The organism is Pseudomonas sp. 21LCFQ02 (assembly GCF_024129895.2).
In the GTDB taxonomy this organism is placed as follows: domain Bacteria; phylum Pseudomonadota; class Gammaproteobacteria; order Pseudomonadales; family Pseudomonadaceae; genus Aquipseudomonas.
In genome coordinates this window covers 23,957-44,136 of record NZ_CM178749.1, presented here as the reverse complement: position 1 = coordinate 44,136, position 20,180 = coordinate 23,957, and the positions used below count along the sequence as shown (strand labels likewise).

Annotated in this window: 19 protein-coding genes; 6 read left to right on the top strand and 13 right to left on the bottom strand. The window is 60.5% G+C overall.

Annotated features, from left to right (window positions below):
• Positions 1-413: 413 nt before the first annotated feature.
• Entirely contained in the window at positions 414-1,568 is a 1,155-nt protein-coding gene (locus tag NJC40_RS00230; protein ID WP_253142416.1) for an OpgC domain-containing protein, read from the bottom strand.
• A 198-nt stretch (positions 1,569-1,766) separates the two neighbouring features.
• Positions 1,767-2,153, bottom strand: coding sequence for a hypothetical protein (locus NJC40_RS00225; protein ID WP_045482472.1), 387 nt, complete (start codon positions 2,151-2,153; stop codon positions 1,767-1,769).
• A gap of 383 nt (positions 2,154-2,536) precedes the next feature.
• Between NJC40_RS00225 and NJC40_RS00220 the strand changes: the two genes are divergently transcribed.
• The 3 genes from NJC40_RS00220 to NJC40_RS00210 all read left to right on the top strand — a co-directional run bounded on the left by NJC40_RS00220 (position 2,537) and on the right by NJC40_RS00210 (position 4,485).
• Positions 2,537-2,812 carry a type B 50S ribosomal protein L31 gene (locus NJC40_RS00220; protein ID WP_045482469.1) on the top strand — a complete coding sequence of 92 codons (276 nt, stop codon included), beginning with the start codon at positions 2,537-2,539 and terminating at the stop codon, positions 2,810-2,812.
• 180 nt (positions 2,813-2,992) lie between these two features.
• Positions 2,993-4,084, top strand: a complete 1,092-nt coding sequence (gene ddlA, locus NJC40_RS00215; RefSeq protein ID WP_253142415.1) for a D-alanine--D-alanine ligase — start codon at positions 2,993-2,995, stop codon at positions 4,082-4,084.
• A complete protein-coding gene (locus NJC40_RS00210) occupies positions 4,081-4,485 on the top strand; it encodes an NUDIX hydrolase (RefSeq protein WP_045482460.1) in 405 nt (134 codons plus the stop codon). The genes ddlA and NJC40_RS00210 overlap by 4 nt, the downstream gene beginning before the upstream one ends.
• Here NJC40_RS00210 and metR read toward each other — a convergent pair whose 3' ends face one another.
• Positions 4,486-5,403, bottom strand: a complete 918-nt coding sequence (gene metR / locus NJC40_RS00205; protein ID WP_045482457.1) for a transcriptional regulator MetR — start codon at positions 5,401-5,403, stop codon at positions 4,486-4,488.
• Between the two features lie 232 nt (positions 5,404-5,635).
• Here metR and NJC40_RS00200 point away from each other — a divergent pair, with 232 nt between their 5' ends.
• Both NJC40_RS00200 and NJC40_RS00195 read left to right on the top strand, forming a co-directional pair.
• Positions 5,636-6,628 (top strand): alpha/beta fold hydrolase, encoded by a 993-nt coding sequence (locus NJC40_RS00200; RefSeq protein ID WP_253116908.1) that lies wholly within the window; start codon positions 5,636-5,638, stop codon positions 6,626-6,628.
• A 182-nt stretch (positions 6,629-6,810) separates the two neighbouring features.
• Complete coding sequence (locus tag NJC40_RS00195; protein ID WP_253116907.1) at positions 6,811-7,452, top strand: DsbA family oxidoreductase; 642 nt, start codon at positions 6,811-6,813, stop codon at positions 7,450-7,452.
• A 78-nt stretch (positions 7,453-7,530) separates the two neighbouring features.
• Here NJC40_RS00195 and aauR read toward each other — a convergent pair whose 3' ends face one another.
• The 10 genes from aauR to NJC40_RS00145 form a co-directional block, all read right to left on the bottom strand.
• The gene (gene aauR, locus NJC40_RS00190) at positions 7,531-8,862 is read right to left on the bottom strand and encodes a two-component response regulator AauR (RefSeq protein WP_253116905.1); all 1,332 of its coding nucleotides are present in this window, start codon (positions 8,860-8,862) and stop codon (positions 7,531-7,533) included.
• A gap of 10 nt (positions 8,863-8,872) precedes the next feature.
• Entirely contained in the window at positions 8,873-10,789 is a 1,917-nt protein-coding gene (gene aauS, locus NJC40_RS00185; protein WP_253116903.1) for a two-component sensor histidine kinase AauS, read from the bottom strand.
• Between the two features lie 61 nt (positions 10,790-10,850).
• Positions 10,851-11,585, bottom strand: a complete 735-nt coding sequence (locus tag NJC40_RS00180) for an amino acid ABC transporter ATP-binding protein (protein WP_045482442.1) — start codon at positions 11,583-11,585, stop codon at positions 10,851-10,853.
• Positions 11,582-12,250, bottom strand: coding sequence for an amino acid ABC transporter permease (locus NJC40_RS00175; RefSeq protein WP_253142414.1), 669 nt, complete (start codon positions 12,248-12,250; stop codon positions 11,582-11,584). The genes NJC40_RS00180 and NJC40_RS00175 overlap by 4 nt, the downstream gene beginning before the upstream one ends.
• The gene (locus NJC40_RS00170; RefSeq protein WP_045482436.1) at positions 12,247-12,993 is read right to left on the bottom strand and encodes an amino acid ABC transporter permease; all 747 of its coding nucleotides are present in this window, start codon (positions 12,991-12,993) and stop codon (positions 12,247-12,249) included. The genes NJC40_RS00175 and NJC40_RS00170 overlap by 4 nt, the downstream gene beginning before the upstream one ends.
• A gap of 165 nt (positions 12,994-13,158) precedes the next feature.
• Positions 13,159-14,073 carry a glutamate/aspartate ABC transporter substrate-binding protein gene (locus NJC40_RS00165; protein WP_045482434.1) on the bottom strand — a complete coding sequence of 305 codons (915 nt, stop codon included), beginning with the start codon at positions 14,071-14,073 and terminating at the stop codon, positions 13,159-13,161.
• A 347-nt stretch (positions 14,074-14,420) separates the two neighbouring features.
• Entirely contained in the window at positions 14,421-15,941 is a 1,521-nt protein-coding gene (glpD, locus tag NJC40_RS00160) for a glycerol-3-phosphate dehydrogenase (RefSeq protein ID WP_253142413.1), read from the bottom strand.
• A gap of 199 nt (positions 15,942-16,140) precedes the next feature.
• A complete protein-coding gene (locus NJC40_RS00155) occupies positions 16,141-16,896 on the bottom strand; it encodes a DeoR/GlpR family transcriptional regulator (protein WP_045482429.1) in 756 nt (251 codons plus the stop codon).
• 81 nt (positions 16,897-16,977) lie between these two features.
• On the bottom strand, positions 16,978-18,483 hold the full coding sequence (gene glpK / locus NJC40_RS00150) for a glycerol kinase GlpK (protein WP_253142412.1): 1,506 nt from the start codon (positions 18,481-18,483) through the stop codon (positions 16,978-16,980).
• 28 nt (positions 18,484-18,511) lie between these two features.
• Positions 18,512-19,363: an MIP/aquaporin family protein gene (locus tag NJC40_RS00145; protein ID WP_253142411.1), complete on the bottom strand. Its 852-nt coding sequence runs from the start codon at positions 19,361-19,363 to the stop codon at positions 18,512-18,514.
• A 328-nt stretch (positions 19,364-19,691) separates the two neighbouring features.
• Here NJC40_RS00145 and ybaK point away from each other — a divergent pair, with 328 nt between their 5' ends.
• Positions 19,692-20,162, top strand: a complete 471-nt coding sequence (gene ybaK, locus NJC40_RS00140; RefSeq protein WP_253142410.1) for a Cys-tRNA(Pro) deacylase — start codon at positions 19,692-19,694, stop codon at positions 20,160-20,162.
• The last annotated feature ends 18 nt before the right edge of the window (positions 20,163-20,180 follow it).

Here is a 20,180-nt window from a genome sequence, read left to right as displayed (position 1 = left end):
GCGAGACATTGGCTGTGAAATATGCAGGTCGGAAACCACCGACAGATCGGGACGCCGGCCGGCTCCTGCCCCAGGGCCCGCAGTGCCTAAATGAACAGTATTGCGGCTAAGGCCAATATTGTTCATTTAGATACTGTGAGCCCTCGGTGGGAGCAGCCGGCCGGCGTTCCGGTTGCTCGCGAATAGGTCAGTAAAAACACTACATCTGCTGTGAATGTGCCGCCGTCTTCGTCGGTATGCCGCCCAGACCAAGGTCGCTCCTACAAAGACATGCAGCGCTTATCTGAACAGTATTGCGGCGGATCGCCGTCCGGCCGGTCCTACGGGGTCCATGTTTGCTGCGCGACAGCGCGGCGCCGAGGCGGCGGGCGATCTCCTGCGAGGTCCCGTGCCTTAACCATGCGGTAATGAAATCAAACCTCGATATGCAGTTTTTTGCTCGTCTGCGCTACCGGCTTGCCATTACCCAGGCGCTTGTTGAGCTCCAGACCGTTGGCCATCAGCATCATCAGGCCCAGGCCGAGCAGGGCGGTGATGATCCGCATCGACCAGGTGTCGCCGGCCAAGGCGTTGGCGGCGTCGGCCAGCGGGGCGAGCAGCACGCCCAGGCAGAAGATCTCCAGCGAGTAACGACCCATCAGGCAGGTCTGCTGCGCCGGCCAGTTGTTCAGCCAGTCGCTGTGGCGTGGCAGCAGTTTGGCGACCACATACACCAGTGCCACAAAGTGCAGCAGGCGTGGCGGTGCCAGGTCGGTTTTGCTGATCGGGTACAGGCCTTCCAGATGCAGGGCGGAGACCAGCGCCGCATGCACTGCTGGCCACTTTTCATTGAAGGTCAGTACGCCGGCGATAATCAGATAGATCGCCGCCAGGATAAACAGTGGTTGCTGGCTCAGCGGGCGCTGCTCAGGTGACTGCGGACGCTGGTTATACAAGGCCAGGGCGCCACCGAGGACAAACACCAGTTGCCAGGCGACCGGGTTGAAGTACCACACGCCACCGCCCTCGTAGGAGCGCAGGTTCCAGCCGTACAGCGGGACCATCATGTACAGCACTACCGAGGCCGCCACCGCCAGCTCGATACGGCGCAGCATCAGCGGCAGATACAGGGGCAGCGCCAGCAGCAACAGGATGTAGAGCGGTAACGGGTCGGTGAGGTTGGGCTTGAAGCGCAGCAGCAGCTCATCGGCCAAGGCCTGTTGCGGGTTGCCGACAAAATGTTGCAGGCCCATCTGCTGGATCATGTCGCGGGTGTCGACGTAGTTGTTGGCCACGAAGACGATGCCCATCAGCAGGGTGAGCAGGAAGATATGCACCACATACAGCACCCAGGTACGCCGCAGGATGCGGATGCTCGAAACCAGCCAGCCGTCGCGCTGATAGATACGGCCATAAGCAAGGATAGAGGCGTAGCCGGCCAGGAATACGAAGATCTCTGCGGCGTCGCTGAAACCGAAGTTGCGCACCGTCAACTGGGCCAGCGGGTTGTCTGGCACGTGGTCCCAGAAAATGAAAATCAGGGCCAGGCCCCGGAAGAAGTCGATACGAAGATCGCGTCCGTTAGTCATAACGGTGTGCTCTTGGAGAAGTCGGTGAATATGAAGACCGGAGGGCGCCCTCCTTGGTTGCCTCGCGTCAATCAAAAACAGCCGGGCGGCCACGCAGAGTGGCCGGATTCTACGGCAATTGCAAAATTGCGCTATTGCAGAATGTCTCAAAGTGTCGCCATGACGTGGTCGTGGCTGGCCCTGTCGGCGCTGGAGCCGTCAGGTGTTGTCGCTCGGCTCGGCTTCACGCACCCAGGGTTTGATATGCCGGATCCGCGTGGCCATGGCATACACATCCTCACGGCCTTCCAGGCTGATCCAGCGCAATTGCTCGATCAGATGTTGTTCCTTGGGGTTCAGCGCAACGAACCCCAGTTCATCGGCCTTGCGTATGAAGGTGTTGCGGGGCTCGGCCGGTGTGCTGGCGTTGATGACTTCCTGCAAAGCGCTTTGCAGCATCGACACATAACCAATCAGCATCGACGGGTTGCACAGGACATCGGTCTTGTTCACGTAGCTGTCGAGCAGCCGCAATGAATCGCGGGCTTCGAGCAGGCGGGTGTGGGCATGCTGCGGGAGTTCATAGTGCATTGCGGTGTCGGACATGGCGGATCCTGCTGAGAAAGTGTCGTGCGCCAGGCTCTGCGAGCCTGAATGCGGCTCGCACGTGCGGGATTGCTCAGCAGATCAAGGCAACCGATGTGCCGACACAATCCTGAACGGCTCAGCCATGACGGTTGTCTGGGCGGAGCAGGCGTCAGTGTCACTGAATGCCGGTGTCGTGCCTATCCATCGGCTGGGGGCAGGACTGAAACTGGCTGCACTCGCCGACATTTCTTACAGGTCAGGGTGAACCGTACATGGACATTAGCGATTACTGACTATTCGATCAAGCGAGGCAGCGGGAGTTCGGCGAAAAGTTGATAATCATTTCTGGATAGATTATGTTACTGTATAACATATATTGAAACCTGATCTCCGGAGCTGTCATGAAACCTGGTATCCATCCCGACTATCGTACTGTGCTGTTCCACGACACTGCGGCCGACGTGTTCTACCTGATCGGCTCCACCGTTGAGACCACCCGTACCCAGCAGCACAGCGATGGCCAGACTTACCCTTACGTGGCCCTTGATGTCTCCAGCGCCTCGCACCCGGTGTATACCGGCCAGCAACGCAAGACCACCACTGAAGGCCGTATCGCCGGCTTCAACAAGCGCTTTGCCGGCTTTGGCTCGGCCACCCGTCCGGGCGCTGACACCTGAGCAGCCCCTCATACGATCACCTCTGACTTGCAGCCGTGGCTGCAGTGGCTTGGCCGGGCGGGCAGAATTGACCGCCCGGCATCTTTTTTCCGGCTTTTGCCGCCTGCGACCGCCCGCCCTCTGGACTCCCCTCGGTATTGCTTCTATCTTCGCGGCCTGAAAAATCAGGAGTACCGCGCTTTGAAAAAATCAGTCGCCATCATGTTCGGCGGTCAGTCGAGCGAGCATGAAGTGTCGTTGCAGTCGGCACGCAACGTCATCAACGCCATCGACCGTGGCCGCTACGACCTGACCCTGATTGGCATCGACAAACAAGGCCGCTGGCTGCGCTTCGATGAAAGCGATTATCTGGTCAACCCAGGTGACCCGGCGCGTATTGCACTGAGCACGGCCGGCCGCCCCTTGGCGTTACTGCCTGGCAGTACCGGCGGGCAATTGCTGGATGTCGAATCCGGCCAGGCCCTGGCGCGCATCGATGTGGTGTTTGCGCTGATTCACGGCGCCTTTGGTGAAGACGGCGCGTTGCAAGGCCTGTTGCGCATGCTGGCGATCCCGTTCGTGGGCCCGGATGTGCTGGGTTCGGCAGCGTGCATGGACAAGGACGTGACCAAGCGGCTGTTGCGCGATGCCGGGATCGACGTCGCGCCGTTCGTGGTTGTGCAACGTGGCGAGAGCATCGGTTTTGCCGAGGTGAGCGCGCAACTGGGCTTGCCGATGTTCATCAAGCCGGCCAGCCAGGGGTCTTCGGTTGGGGTCAGCAAGGTCACCGATGCAGCCGGCTTCCAGGCCGCGCTGGCGCTGGCCTTCGAGTACGATCACAAGGTGCTGATCGAGCAAGGCATGAGCGGCCGTGAAGTGGAATGTGCGGTGCTCGGCAATCGCGAGCCGCAGGCCAGTGTCTGTGGTGAAGTGGTCGCCAACGATGAGTTCTACGCCTACGACACCAAGTACCTCAATGACGGCCAGGCACGCACCGACATTCCTGCGCAACTGAGCGAAGAATTGGCCGGGCGGGTCCGTGAAGTGGCGCTGCGGGCTTACCGGGTACTGGGCTGTGCCGGTCTGTCGCGGGTGGATTTCTTCGTCACCGATCAGGGCGACATTGCGATCAACGAGATCAATACCATCCCGGGTTTCACCTCGATCAGCATGTATCCCAAACTGTGGCAGGCCAGCGGCCTGACCTATGCCGGGCTGATTGACCGTTTGATTGACCTGGCGCTGGAACGGGGTGCAGAGGCTACTCTGTTGAAACGGGATATCAGCCTGTGAAGGTCATCGACATTGCCGCTGCCCTGTTGGTCGCGGCTGATGGCCGGACGCTGCTGGTGCGCAAGCGCGGCACCCGGGCTTTTATGCAGCCGGGCGGCAAGATCGAAGCCGGTGAGCCAGCGCTACAGGCATTGATGCGCGAGCTGGAAGAAGAGCTGGCCCTGCGGATCGAGCCGGACCAGGCGGTGTTTCTCGGTGAGTTCAGGGCAGCCGCCGCCAACGAGCCGGGTTTCGAGGTGCGCTGCCAGCTGTTTCGCGTGAACTGCGATCATGCCGTGCAGCCTGCGGCAGAAATCGAAGAAGTGCAGTGGGTCGATGCCCGCAGCAGTGCTGCGCTGGAGCTGGCACCGCTGACCCGCGACCAGATCCTGCCGCAGTACTGGCAGACCCTGCCGGGCTGATCAACGTACTGCGCTGACACCATCAAGGGTCGAGAACGAGGTGTCCTTGGCGGTCAGCAAGAAGTCGCGCATGTACGGTGCGTCGAGCATGTCGGTGCGCACGGCGGCGTAAAGGGTCGCAAACAGACCCTTTTCGCCCAGCCGTTTGGCCTTCACATAGCCACGCGAGCTGTACTCATGCAGCGCCCAGTGCGGCAGCCCGCACACGCCACGGCCGCTGGCCACCAGTTGCATCATCATCACGGTCAGTTCCGAAGTGCGCACCTGGGCCGGTTCGACGTCGGCCGGCTCCAGAAAACGGGTGAAGATATCCAGCCGGTCACGTTCCACCGGGTAGGTGATCAATGTCTCGTTGAGCAGGTCGTGCGCCAGGATGTACGGGCGGCTGGCCAGCGCATGCTGATTGGCGACAGCGAGCATGGCTTCATAAGTGAACAGCGGGACGTAAGTCAGGCCTGGCAGCTCCAGCGGGTCGGAGGTCACCACCAGGTCCAGGTCACCACGCGCCAGCGCGGGCAGGGGGGCGAAGGAGAACCCTGACGACAGGTCCAGCTCGACCTCCGGCCAGGCATCGCGGAACTGGTCGATGGTCGGCATCAGCCACTGGAAGCAGCTATGGCATTCGATCGCCATATGCAGGCGGCCCGCCGTGCCGCCGGCCAGACGCGACAGATCCCGCTCGGCGCCGCGCAGCTGCGGCAACACCGAGTCGGCCAGTTGCAACAGCCGCAGCCCGGCACTGGTAAAACGCACCGGTTTGGTCTTGCGCACGAACAGGGTCATGCCCAGCCGTTCCTCAAGCTCCTTGAACTGATGCGACAACGCCGACTGAGTCAGATGGAGGCGCTCAGCCGCCTCGACCAGGCTGTCGGCTTCGCGCAGGGCATGCAGCGTCTTGAGGTGACGAATCTCCAGCACCGGGGCAAGCTCCATGAAAATAATTTGATTAAAAATTCAACGGCGTGAGTTTGTCTCATGATATGCCTGTTGTCGAGGTCAGCTTTTGCTTGAAGCCAGTCGCTTGAGGCTTGCAGATAGCTTTGCCACTCGTCCCGGTTCATCAAACTGTCACGCAAGTGTGGCAGCGCGATCCTGAAAACATCATCAGACTGGCGGCTTACTGGGGTTCTGTTTTTCGGTGTTTCTTCCAATGCGCATTTTTTTCCTTCTGGCCGCCTTGCTCTGCGGCTGGCCGTCTTTTGCTGTCGCAAAATGTGATGTCGACACGCCGGTGCAACTGGCTCAACTCAAGGATGTACGGATCGCTTGGCAGAGCGTCGGCGAACCGACCGATCCGACCCTGCTGTTGGTCATGGGCCTGGGCGGGCAGTTGATTCACTGGCCCGACGAAGTGGTGATTGCCCTGTGTCAGCAGGGTTTTCGGGTGATTCGCTATGACAACCGTGACGTCGGGTTGTCGAACTGGGTCAAGCCGGTATCGGAGGTCAACCTGGCGTTCGAAGTGCTGCGTTTCAAACTCGGTTTGCCGGTGTCGGCGCCTTATTCGCTGAGCGATATGGCCGACGACGCGCTGGGCCTGATGGACCAGTTGAACGTCAGTCGTTTCCATGTGCTGGGCGCGAGCATGGGCGGGATGATTGCCCAGCATCTGGCCGATCAAGCCCCCCAGCGTGTCGAAAGCCTGACTCTGGTGATGAGCAGCTCAGGCGCCGAAGGTCTGCCCATGCCGGATGCCGCCTTGCTTCAACAACTGGCCCGCCGCAGTGCACCCAATCGCGAAGCGGCGCTGCAACAACAGGCCGACTTGCTTGCTGCGCTGGGCAGCCCGCGGGTCAAGGATGATCGTGGGCAACTGCTGCAACAGGCCGCGATCGCCTACGACCGTGCATTCAACCCCGAAGGCGTCAAACGCCAGATCGCCGCCATCCTGGCTGAACCCAGCCGGGTCGAGCTGCTCAACCGCCTGCGTGTCCCGACTCTGGTGGTACACGGCACCGCCGACCCGCTGCTACCGGTGATGCACGGCGTCCACCTGGCCGCACACATTCGTGGCAGCCAGTTGAAACTGATCCCTGGCTTCGCCCACCGCTTCCAGGAAGCCTTCAAAGCCCCGCTGCTCGCCGCCGTGCTGCCTTACCTGCGGGCGCAACATGATCAGGGCTGGCATATGGCGAAGCTTTAACAACGCTCTGCCGCCGGCCGTCGAATCGGCTCCCGGCGGGGCGCAACCCGCAGTCCAGACAACTGCACTCATGATTTCTGCACATTACAAGAAGCCTTCGCGAGCAAGCTCGCGCCTCCAAGTGCCCGGATCAGCCCCAAGGGTGTATGGTGAGCCTTTGTCTTCAGACCAAGGCCCACCCCATGAGCACACCCCTGAAAATCGACTTCGTGTCTGACATCTCCTGCCCCTGGTGCATCATCGGCCTGCAAGCACTGGAGCAGGCCTTGGCGCAACTGGGCAGCGAAGTCAGCGCACAGATTCACTTGCAGCCTTATGAGCTGAACCCGACCATGCCTGCCGAAGGTCAGGACATCAAGGAACACATCGCCGAGAAATATGGCTCAAGCCCCGAGCAGATCGAAGCGATCCACACCACCATCCGCGAGCGCGGTGCTGAACTGGGTTTTGATTTTGCCAGCGGCGAGCGCCGCATCTACAACACCTTCGACGCCCATCGACTGCTGCACTGGGCTGAGCAAGAAGGCAAACAGCTGGCGCTGAAACACGCCTTGTTCAAGGCCTACTTCACCGACCTGAAAAACCCTTCAGACCGCGCTACCCTGGCCGACCTGGCGCAACGGGTCGGGCTCGACCGGCTGCGCGCCGAAGAGGTCCTGGCCTCGGGTCAATACGCCGCCGAAGTGCGTGAACTCGAACAACTGTGGATCACCCGCGGCGTCAGTTCAGTGCCGACCATCATCTTCAACGAGCAGTACGCCGTCTCGGGTGGTCAGCCGGTGGATGTGTTCGTCGGCGCGATCCGCCAGATCATCGCCGCCTGATCTTTATCGGGCAGCCGACCTGCAAGCGAAGACGACGCTGTTCCCTTGCAGCTTGCCACTTGAAGCTTGCCACTGCCTTTACAACCCGTACTTTTTAACCTTGTCGAACAGCGTCGTCTTGGCCATGCCCAGCTCCTGGCTGGCCTGGCTGAGGTTGCCGCCACTGTGCTGCAAGGCTTCGCTGAGCATGTTCCGCTCAAAGGCTTCCACGGCTTCGGCAAAGCTCAGGCGCGGGCTTTCCGCATCGCGGCTGCTGCTGTTTTTGAATGCCGGCAGGCCCAGTGCATAACGTTCGGCGACATTGCGCAGTTCCCGCACATTGCCTGGCCAGTCATGGCTCATCAAACTCGACAACGTCTGGCGGTCAATGGCGCGTGGCTCGCGATCAAAGCGCAGCGCCGACAACTGCAGGAAGTGCTCGAACAGTTGCAGAATATCCTCGCGGCGCTCGCGCAGTGGCGGCAACTCAAGAGTCACCACGTTGAGCCGGTAATACAGGTCGCTGCGAAACTGCCCGGCCCTGCTCGACACATCAAGATCGAACTTGGTGGCGGCGATCACCCGGCAGTCCACCTCGACTGCCTGGTTCGAACCCAGCCGCTCCAGGGTACGTTCCTGCAAGACCCGCAGCAGCTTGATCTGCAACGGGATCGGCATGCTTTCGACTTCATCGAGAAACAGTGTGCCCTTGTGCGCATGCTCGATCTTGCCGATCCGTCGTTTGCCGGCGCCGGTGAAGGCGTTGGCTTCGTGACCGAAAATCTCTGACTCGAACAGGCTCTCGGCCAGGCCACCGCAGTTCAGCGCCACGAATTGATGGTCACGGCGCCGGCTGAAGTCGTGCAGGCAACGGGCGACCAGTTCTTTGCCGGTGCCGGTCTCGCCTTCAATCAGCACGTTGGCAGAGGTATCGGCCACGTTGGCGATCAGCTCGCGCAGGTTATGCATGGCCGGTGAGCGGCCGATGATTTTGCCTTCCAGGCTGTCGCGCTCGGCCAGTTGCCGACGCAACGCCCAGACCTCGCGGGCCAGGCCGCGTTGCTCCAGTGCCCGGCGCGTGACGTCCACCAGCCGTTCGGGAGAGAAGGGCTTTTCCATGAAATCGTAGGCGCCATCGCGCATGGCATTGACCGCCATGGTGATATCGCCATGGCCGGTAATCAGCACCACCGGCAGGCTGGCGTCGATGGCCTTGAGTCGTTCCAGCAGTTCCAGGCCATTGATGCCGGGCAGGCGGATATCGCTGATGACGATACCGGCAAAGTCGCTGCCGACCCGCGCCAGGGCTTCTTCTGCGCTGCCCACGCCTTCGCTGGCAATATCTTCCAGGGCCAGTGCCTGTTGGCAGCCCAGTAGCACATGGGGGTCGTCTTCGACGATCAGCACTGTCAGGTTGTGATTGATGTTCATGGCAGTGCTCTCAGGTAGACGCGTACGGGTCGGGTTGGCCGGCCGGGTGGTCAAGCAGCGGCAGACTGAGGATAAACAGCGCGCCGCCATCGTCGGGGTGTTCGGCGCTCAGGCTGCCGCCGGCAGCGGCGGCCAGGCTGGCCGACAGGGTCAGGCCCAGGCCCAGACCCTGGTCGCCCGGTTTGGTGGTGAAAAACGGCTCGAACAGGTGCCGACGTGCCTCGGGATCGACGCCGGGGCCGTTGTCACGCACGCTCAGCCGATAGCGCTGATCGACCACCTGGCCGACCAGCCACAGTTCGGCTTGCGGCTGCGCCTGCATGGCATCCACCGCGTTACCGATCAGGTTGACCAGAATCTGCTCCAGGCGGGTCTGGTCGATACCCAGGGTGGCCTCGGCCAGGTCGCGGTGCAGTTTGACCGGGCTGGTTTCCAGGCGTCCGGCCAGCAATTGCAGGGCCGCGTCCACGGCCTTGTCCAGTTGTGCCTGGCCTTTGTCTTCGCCGCGTCGGGCGAAAGCGCGCAGGCTGGCGGTGATACGGCCCATGCGGTCGACCAGGTCATTGATGGTGCGCAGGTTGGTGGTTGCGGTGTCCAGGGCGCCACGTTCGAGGAACCGAACGGTGTTGCCCGACAGGGTGCGCAAGGCGGCCAGTGGCTGATTGAGTTCATGGGCAATGCTGGTGGACATCTGACCGATGGCTGCCAGTTTGCCGGCCTGGACCAGTTCGTCCTGGGCTTTGCGCAGGGTTTCTTCAGCCTGGCGCCGCTCCCGGATCTGCGCCTTGAGGCGTTCGTTGCTGGCGCGCAGGTGTTCGGTGCGTTCGGTGATCTTGCGTTCCAGCTCGTCGTTGGCAGCCTCCAGCGCCTCACGGGCGGCCAGCCGGGTGGCGATCACCTTGCGTCGCTCGTTCCAGGCAATCAGCAGGAAGGTCACCAGCGCGCAGGCCACCGCGACCAGCATGCCCTGGTTGGCGGCTTCGCGACGCAGGTCTTCCAGCGGCGTGAGCAAGGTCAGGTGCCAGGGGGTATCACTCAATGGCCGGGTCTGGGCCAGGTAGCTGACCTGGGTGTGTTCGCGGTCGACACTGGCGTTGGCCGGGAAGGTCAGCTCTTCGACCCCTTCGGTCAGGCTCTGGCGTTCCAGCGGCACCAGCTCATTGAGCGGCCACCAGTAATATTGCAGGCTGCGTGCCAGGCGCTCCTTGATGGTCGGGGTCAGCGGGCGGACCGATTTGAGCCGCCGGGCCGGGTCGCTGGAGAGAATGATGATGCCGTTCTCATCGCTGACGAAGGCTTCCAGGCGGGCGCGTTGCCAGCGCTCTTCAAGGGTTTCCAGGCGTACCTTGACGACGGCCACGCCAATGATCCGGCCTTTGTCTTCCAGGCCGTGGGCCAGGTAATAACCTGACTCGCCAATCGTCGTGCCGATCCCATAGAAGCGTCCGGGCTGGCCGCGCACGGCATCCTGAAAGTAGGCGCGAAACGACAGGTCTTCACCCTGATAGCTGTCGCTGTCGCGCCAGTTGCTGGTGGCCATGACCCGTCCGGTGGTGTCCAGCACATAGATGGCGCGGCTGCGGCTGCGGCGGTTCAGGCCTTCCAGGTAACTGTTGACCTGGTTCTGCAATTGAGGGGTGGGTTCGGTGAGCAACTGGCCGACGCTGTCTTCCAGTTCCAGAATGCTGGGCAGATAGGTGTACTTGCTGATTTCGCTCTCAACTGTGCGGGCATGCAGTTCCAGCTGGCGGGCGCCACTTTCGCTGAGGTTCTGGATGCCGTGATGCTCACTGACCCGATAGGCGCCATAGCCCATGGCGATGACCAGGATCAGGATCAGCGGCGGCAGAAACAGTTGACGGATCAGACGGGGTTTCACGGCGAGTGATGGCGGAGCAGCGCGATAAAGAGAGGGGTCGCATTTCATCACAGTCGTCCCAACGCGGCCAGCTACCCGTAACGTACAGGTAGCCGGTCGCTGGCTTTGCTTAGTGTTGCAGGATCTTGGCGAGGAACTGCTGAGTACGCTCGGAGCGTGCGCTCACGTCACCAAAGAACTCTTCCTTGGCGCAGTCTTCAATGATCTGGCCTTTGTCCATGAAGATCACCCGGTCGGCAACCTTGCGGGCAAAGCCCATCTCGTGGGTTACGCACATCATGGTCATGCCTTCGTGGGCCAGTTGCACCATCACGTCGAGCACTTCGTTGACCATTTCCGGGTCCAGCGCCGAGGTCGGCTCGTCGAACAGCATCACGATCGGGTCCATGGCCAACGCCCGGGCAATCGCCACACGCTGTTGCTGGCCGCCGGACAGTTGCCCAGGGTGCTTGTTGGCATGTGCCGACAGGCCCACGCGCTCAAGCAGTTGCAGGCCTTTTTTGGTGGCCTCTTCCTTGCTGCGACCCAATACCTTGATCTGTGCGATGGTCAGGTTGTCGACAATCGACAGGTGCGGGAACAGTTCGAAATGCTGGAACACCATGCCGACCCGCGAACGCAGTTTCGGCAGGTTGGTCTTCGGGTCGGCGATGGAGGTGCCATCGACCACGATGTCGCCTTTCTGGAATGGCTCCAGGGCGTTCACGCACTTGATCAGCGTCGATTTGCCGGAACCGGACGGGCCGCAGACCACCACCACTTCGCCCTTTTTGACGTCGGTGCTGCAATCGGTCAGAACCTGGAAATCCCCATACCACTTGTTAACATTTTTGATGGTAATCATACGGCGAACCTTTTTTGCAGACGCTTCACCAGGAACGAGGCGGCGAAGCTGATCGTGAAGTACACAAGACCGGCGAAAACCAGGAACTCATTGGCGCGGCCAATAATGTCGCCATTGGCGCGGGCAGCATTGAGGAAGTCCACCAGACCGACGGCGTAGACCAGCGAGGTGTCCTGGAACAGGATGATGCTCTGCTGCAGCAGCAGCGGGGTCATCTTGCGGAACGCCTGCGGCAGAATGATCAGGCGCATCATCTGCCCGTAGGTCATGCCCAGCGCCTTGGCAGCGCCCATCTGACCCTTGGAGATCGACTGCACACCGGCGCGGACGATTTCACAGAAGTAAGCCGCCTCAAACATCATGAACGCGATGACGCAGGAGGTGAACGCACCGATTGGCGTGTCTTCGCCGGTGATCCAGCGCAGCACGAACGGCACCGCCAGGTAGAACCAGGTGATCACCAGCAGCAGCGGGATCGAGCGGAAGTAGTTGACGTAGGCACCGGCGATATTGGCCAGAATCTTGTTCGAGCCCAGTCGCATCAGGGCCAGCACAGTACCCAGGGCAATACCGCCGACGACACCCAGCGCCATCAGCTGCAGGGTCATGAGCATGCCGTTCCACAGGCCCGGCAGGGCAGGGATGATTCCACTGAAATCCATCATTTACCCCCTACGGAAATCAGGCCGGGCACCGCTACTTTCTTCTCGATCAGGCGCATCAGCAGCATCAGGCTCATGTTCAGAGTGAAGTAGATCAGGGTCGCCAGGGTGAAGGCTTCGAACAGGTTGGCCGAGAACTCGGCGGTCTGTTTGGTTTGCGCCAGCAGTTCCATCAGGCCGATCAGCGAGGCCACCGAAGAGTTCTTGAACACGTTCAAGAATTCCGAGGTGAGCGGCGGAATGATGATCCGGTAGGCTTGCGGCAGCAGGACGTTCCAGTAGATCTGCGACAGCCTGAAACCCATGGCCCGTGCGGCCGATTCCTGGCCACGCGGCAGCGCTTCGATACCGGTACGCACCTGTTCACAGACCCGCGCGGCGGTGAACAGACCCAGGCAGATCACCACGCTGATGAAGGCCGAGGTGGTGGGGTTGAGGTCTTGCTTGTACCACTCCTGCAGGCCTTCAGGCAGCAGGTCTGGCACCAGGAAGTACCACATGAACAGCTGCACGAGCAGCGGTACATTACGGAAAATTTCCACATAAGCTGTGGCGATGCCCGACAGGAAACGATTGGGCAGCGTACGCATGATCCCCAGCACCGATCCCAGGGTCAGTGCGATGATCCAAGCGACGAGCGCGATGCCGATGGTCCAGCCCAGACCGGAAATGAACCAGTCCAGATAGATCTCGTCACCAATGCCCGTGGACTTGAAGAACACACTCCAGTCCCAGTTGTAATTCATCAGGGTCTCCCCCTCTTGTTCGATGTCGATCGAGATGCACGCATGCGTGGTGCTCGAATCCTTTCAGGCGAATGCACGTCAACCATTGACGTTGGATCATTGCTGCTGCGTGTGAATGAGCTGTCCCGGGCGGCCATGCAGGCCGCCCGGAAGGTCAGCGACCGGTCAGGCCTTTTTTTCCGGGGCTGGCTTGTCGTTAGGCTCGGCGATCAGTTTTTTCAGCTCATCGCTCATCGGGAAGTTCAGGTTCAGGCCTTTTGGCGGGATTGGCGACTCAAACCACTTGGCGTAGATCTTGTTGATCTCGCCGGATTTGTACAGCGCGACAATGGCGTCATCGACCGCTTTCTTGAAGGCTTCGTCGCCTTTGCGGACCATGCAGCCGTAGATTTCGTAGGATTGCGCGGTACCGGTGACTTCCCAGTCAGTTGGCTTCTTGGCCTTGGCCATTTCGCCGGCCAGCAGGGCGTCGTCCATCATGAAGGCTACGGCACGACCCGATTCGAGCATCTGGAAGGACTCGCCGTGGTCCTTGGCCGAGATGACGTTCATGCCCATCTGCTTGTCGGCGTTCATGGCTTTGATGATGCGCTCGGAGGTGGTACCGGCGGTGGTCACCACGTTCTTGCCCTTGAGGTCATCGAAGTCTTTGTAGCTGGAATCTTTCTTGGACAGCAGACGAGTACCGATCTCGAAGATGCCGACCGAGAAATCGACCTGCTGGGCGCGTTCGGCGTTGTTGGTGGTCGAACCGCATTCCAGGTCGACGGTGCCGTTCTGGACCAGCGGGATACGGGTCTGCGAGGTGACCAGGTTGTACTTGACGTTCAGGTTCGGTACGTCGAGCTGCTTCTTGACCGCTTCAACGACGGCCAGTTGCAGATCGTGGGAGTAGCCAACCGGTTTGCCAGAAGCGTCCGCGATATAAGAAAACGGAATGGACGCGTCACGGTGACCGAGAGTGATGGTGCCGGAGTCTTTGATTTTCTTCAGTGTGCCGGTGAGTTCAGCGGCGCTGACTGGAGTACTGATCAGAGCGGCAGCAATGGCTGCGCCCAACAACTGGGGAACGATACGCATCAGTGATTCCTCGACTTCATTTTTTATTTGGACGGCTGATCTGGCGTCAGTCATATGTTCAACGAAAGCTTCAACGGCGCCTCTTGCTAGACACGCGCCTGGATGTTGAAGCGGTCGACATGGAGTGTAGAGCATGAGTCGTGCCAGACCGTGGCGAATAGCTATCCAATTGATTTTAAAGGGATTAATTTATTGTTTCGGCTTCTTGACGGTGGTTGAACGTCCGGGAAGCCGAATTCAGACAACGCGCGCGTTCGGAAATCCGAATGTTTTTCACGGCGCGTGATCCGTCGAGTCGGGGAGAGAGCGGCTGAGGGCTTGCGCTGGCAAGCCCTGCGGGGGAGGGGTCAGGCTGCGGCAGGGCTCGATGCGTAGCGCGCGTCCAGCCACGCTTTTAACGCGGCTTGTTCGCTGGCCGTGGTGAACAGGCCCAGCTTGGTGCGCCGGCGCAGAATGTCATCAGCGCAGGTCACCCATTCCTGATTGCACAGGTATTCGACTTCCCGTTCATACAGCCCGGCACCGAAGTGTTCACCCAAATCTGCCAGGCTCTGCGCGCCGTCCAGCACCTGCCAGCTACGGCTGCCGTAAGTGCGTGCCCAGCGGCGGGCAATCTGTTCGGGCAGCCAGCCAAAGCGGGCAATCAGCTGCTCGCTGCTGATCGGCTGTTCGCCTCCTGGCAGCGGGGCGTTGGCGGTCCATGCCGGTTTCATTTGAGTAAACCAGGGGGCCAGTTGCGCCATGGCCGACTCGGCCAACTTGCGGTAAGTGGTCAGCTTGCCACCGAACACCGACAGCACCGGCGCCTCGCCACTGGCGCCACTGAGCGCCAGGGTATAGTCGCGGGTGATGGCCGACGGATTGTCCGACTCGTCGTTGCACAGCGGACGCACGCCGGAATAGGTATGCAGGACATCCGCGCGGCTCAACTGGCGATTGAAATGATCATTGGCCACTTTGAGGATGTAGTCCGTTTCCTCATCGGTGATTTTCACTTTGGCTGGGTCACCCAGGTACTCGCGGTCGGTGGTGCCGACCAGGGTGAACTGATCCAGATAAGGGATGGTGAAGACGATGCGTTTGTCTTCGTTTTGCAGAATGAACGCGTTATCGCCTTCATAGAGCTTCGGTACGATCAAGTGGCTGCCCTGAATCAGCCGAATGCCGTAGGGCGATTGCACCTTGAGGTCTTCGCGCAGCAGTTTTGCCACCCAGGGGCCGGCGGCGTTGACCAGTGCCCTGGCGTGAATCGAAAAGCTCCTGCCATGCCGGTCCTGCAGGTTGACCTGCCATAGCCCGTCAATGCGTTTGGCGTCCACGCAGCGGGTGCGGGTATGGATCTGCGCACCGTTTTCCCGGGCTGCCATGGCATTGAGCACCACCAGCCGGGCATCGTCGACCCAGCAGTCGGAGTATTCGAAACCCTGTTTGATGGCCGGCTTGAGCGGGCTGTCGGCACCGAAGCGCAGGCTGCGCGAAGCCGGCAGCTTCTCGCGTTTGCCCAAGTGGTCATAGAGGAACATGCCGGCACGGATCATCCACGTCGGACGCAGATGCGGACGGTGTGGCAACACAAAGCGCATCGGCTTGACGATATGCGGCGCCTTGCCCAGCAGTACTTCGCGTTCGGCCAACGCCTCACGCACGAGGCGAAATTCGTAGTGTTCCAGATACCGCAGCCCGCCGTGGATCAGCTTGCTGCTGGCCGAGGAGGTGTGGCTGGCCAGGTCGTCCTGTTCGCAAAGCAACACCGACAGGCCGCGGCCCGCGGCATCGGCGGCGATACCGACACCGTTGATGCCGCCACCGATGACGGCGATATCGTAGATCGGGGCGGGCGATGCAGTGGGCGCGTTCAGGTCGGTCATGGGTGGCCTCCGGGATACAGGACGATGGCGCTAAGTCTGAAATCGAACATTCATGTTCATTTTCGAAAATAATAGCGCAACAAAATGCCATGATCCAGTTGGGTCTGATGAAATAACCAGGTTTGAAAATAAAAAGGAACAAAAACGAACAATCAGCTCGGCCGATGGGTCAATCGTCGGCCGGCTCGAACGACAAGGCTCAGACCACTTCCAGGCGAACCTTATGCTGGTTGAGCAACTGATGCAGTGCCGGCACCGGCGCCTGGTCGGTGACCAGGCAATCAATCAGGCTGATCGGCCCGAGGCGGACCATGGCGTTGCGGCCGAACTTGCTGGAGTCTGCGGCGAGGATGACCTGGCGAGCGTTGCCGATCATGGCTTGGGAGCCGCGCACCTCCTGGTAGTCGAAATCCAGCAGGCTACCGTCTTCATCGATGCCACTGATGCCGATCAAGGCAAAGTCGACCTTGAACTGGCTGATGAAATCGACACTGGCCTGGCCGACTACACCGCCGTCACGGCGCACATTGCCGCCTGCGACCAGCACTTCGAAATCATCCTTGGCGCTCAGCGTCGCCGCCACATGGAGGTTGTTGGTGATGATTTTCAGGTTGTTGTGATTGAGCAGGGCACGGGCGATGCTTTCGGTGGTGGTGCCGATATTGATAAACAACGAGGCGTTATCCGGGATCAGCGCGGCCACTGCTTCGGCGATGCGCTGTTTCTCGTCACGCATCTGGTCGGCGCGCATGGCGTAGGCGGTGTTTTCGATACTCGAATCATAAGCCGCGCCGCCATGGTAGCGGCGCAGCAGGTTCAGTTCCGCCAATTGGTTGATGTCACGGCGAATGGTCTGCGGCGTGACGACGAACAGAGTGGCCAGCTCCTCGATACTGACGTAGCCACGTTCGCGGACCAGTTCGAGGGTCTGTTTCTGGCGGGGAGGCAGGTTCATTGTTTTCCTTCAGGCGCCTGGTGCAAATGGCGTCATGATGAACCAGCCGTACCCCGCCTGTCAGCCGCCTTTGTCGTGGCTTCAATCAGCTGGGTCGTGTGGCGCCCAGTCGCGGGTGCGCTCCACGGCCTTCTTCCAGCCTGCATAGTGCTGGGCGCGCTGGGCGTCAGGCATGTCGGGGGTAAATACCCGCTCGATACCGGTGCGGTCGCGCAGTTCGTCCAGGTTGCTCCAGAAACCGGTGGCCAGCCCGGCAAGGAAGGCGGCGCCCAACGCAGTGCTTTCACGCATGTGCGGTCGTTCAACGTGGGTGCCGAGAATGTCCGCCTGGAACTGCATCAGGAAATTGTTGGTGACCGCGCCGCCGTCGACCCGAAGGGATTTGAGCCGTTCGCCGGCATCCTGCTGCATCGCATCAAGTACGTCGCGGGTCTGGAAGGCAATCGACTCGAGCGTGGCGCGGATGATGTGGTCGATCTTCACCCCGCGGGTCAGGCCGAACAGCGCGCCGCGTGCATAAGGGTCCCAGTACGGTGCTCCCAGCCCGGTAAAGGCCGGGACCAGATAGACCCCGTTGCTGTCCTTGACCTTGCTGGCAAAGTACTCGGTGTCCAGTGCATCGTTGACCACTTTCAGTTCGTCGCGCAGCCACTGTACGGTAGAGCCGCCGTTGAACACCGCGCCTTCCAGAGCATAGGCCACCTCGCCGCGCGGTCCGCAGCCGATGGTGGTCAGCAGGCCATGGGTCGAGCGCACCGCGGTGCTGCCGGTGTTCATCAGCAGGAAGCAACCGGTGCCGTAGGTGTTCTTGGCTTGACCCGGTTCAACGCACATCTGGCCGAACAGTGCGGCCTGCTGATCACCGGCAATGCCCGCAATGGGGATGCCGCTGCGGGTCTGACCGTAGACGTGCGATGAGCCTTTGACCTGCGCAAGCATCTGCTCGGGGATATCCAGCACTTCGAGCATGCGCGGGTCCCAGCGCAGATTATGGATATCGAACAGCATGGTCCGTGAGGCGTTGGTGTAATCGGTGACATGCACCTCGCCGCCAGTGAGCTTCCAGATCAGCCAGCTGTCAACGGTGCCGAACAGCAACTCACCCTTGCGCGCCCGCTCCCGGCTGCCTTCGACATGGTCGAGGATCCACTTGAGTTTGGTGCCGGAGAAATACGGATCGATCACCAACCCGGTGGTCTCGCGGATGTAGTCTTCCAGGCCGTCACGTTTGAGCTGCTGGCAGATCTCAGTGCTGCGTCGGCATTGCCAGACCACCGCATTGTAGATCGGCCGGCCGGTGTCCTTTTCCCAGACGACAGTGGTTTCACGCTGGTTGGTGATGCCGATGGCGGCGACTTGCGAGGCCTGCAGGTTAGCCTGGGCCAGCGCTTTGGTCATGCAGGCGGTCTGGGTGGCGTAAATCTCCATCGGGTCATGCTCGACCCAGCCGGCCTGCGGATAGTGCTGGGTGAATTCGATCTGCGCGGAACTCACCACATTGGCGTTGCGATCCAGAATGATGGCCCTGGAACTGGTGGTGCCTTGATCGAGGGCAATGATGTAGTTCTTGTTCTGTACGTCAGTCATGTCGATTGCCTTGAGCAGGTGAATGGGGTCAGGAAGACGTATGGGCCTTGGCGCTGATCTTCTTGCTGGCTGGTTGTTGCTGCTCGTTGCCTGGCAGATGGCGGGCAACCAGCAACCGGTAACCGGCGGCGCCGAGGCAGGCGCCCAGAATGGGGGCGAACAACGGGACCAGAAAGTACGGAATATCGCGCCCGCCGGTGAAGGCGATGTCGCCCCAGCCGGCAAAGAATGTCATCAGCTTGGGCCCCAGATCCCGGGCCGGGTTCATCGCGAAGCCGGTCAGCGGACCCATGGCGCTGCCGATCACCGCCACCAGCAGGCCGATCAGCAAGGGCGCCATCGGGCCGCATCGCAGGCCATTGTTATCGTCGACCAGCGCCATGATGACCGCCATCAGCACACAGGTGATCACCACCTCGACCAGAAAGGCCTGGCCGGTGGAAATTGCCGGGTTCGGGTAGGTCGAGAACACCGCCGCCAGTTGCAGGCTCTCGGCGCTGCCGCGAACCAATTGGTGGGCGTTTTCGAAGTCGAAAAACAGGCTGATGTACAGCAGGTAGACCAGCCCGGCACCGCAGAAGGCACCGGCGAGCTGTGCACCGATGTAGAACGGCAGTTTCTTTTTTTCAAAACCGGCAAACAGGCTCAGGGCAATGCTGACGGCGGGATTGAGGTGAGCCCCGGAGATGCCGGCGCTCAGGTAGATCCCCATGCTGACCGCCATGCCCCAGATGATGCTGATTTCCCAAAGACCGAAGCTGGCACCCGCCACCTTGAGCGCTGCCACGCAACCGGTACCGAAGAACAGCATAAGGGCAGTGCCGAGAAATTCGGCGGTGCATTGGCCGGCCAGGCTGGGTTGTTGTATCTGGACTGTCATGCAAACCTCGTTCTTGTTCTGGCTCATGAAGAGCAGTGGTTTGTCGAAAGAGTGAGTAAGTCAGGACCCCGTAAAGTCTTGTAAATGATGCGCATGCCGTAAACTGAATGTTCGACAATATTCGCAAATGAAAATATAGCCACAGTTTTGCGCTGTCAAAGGTCGAAATTGAACGATGACTGACATTTGTCGTTTATGCCCTGTGCAATATCGACTGATGTTGTAGGAAAAATCAGGACTTCAGCCTTGCGAGATTGATTTGTAACAGCGGCTGTTTTTGTGTTTTTGGCTTAAAGTGGCGCTCGCCCTGAACCGCTCTGGAGTGACCATGACCCCTGCACTGGATTTGCTGAAAAAGAACCGCATCGAACACCGGATTCATAGCTATGAACATGATCCGAAAGCGGCGTCTTACGGTCTGGAAGCGGTTGAGAAACTGGGGCTGGAGGCCGCCCGGGTGTTCAAGACACTATTGGCCAGCAGTGAAAAAGGTGAGCTGTTGGTAGCAGTGGTGCCGGTGGCCGGCACGCTGGATTTAAAAGCCCTGGCGTCGGCTGCCGGGATCAAGAAAGCGGAAATGGCCGACCCGGCAGCCGCACAGCGTTCAACGGGGTATCTGTTGGGGGGCATCAGCCCGCTGGGCCAGAAGAAGCGCCTGCGCACCTTTATCGATGACAGCGCCCGGCCGTTCGAGACGGTGTTTGTCAGTGCCGGGCGGCGGGGGCTGGAGGTCGAACTGAGTGCTGCGGCGCTGGCGGAGCAGACCCTGGCACAGTTCGCAGCCATCGGTCGCGGCTAATTTGACATCCTCCCCGCC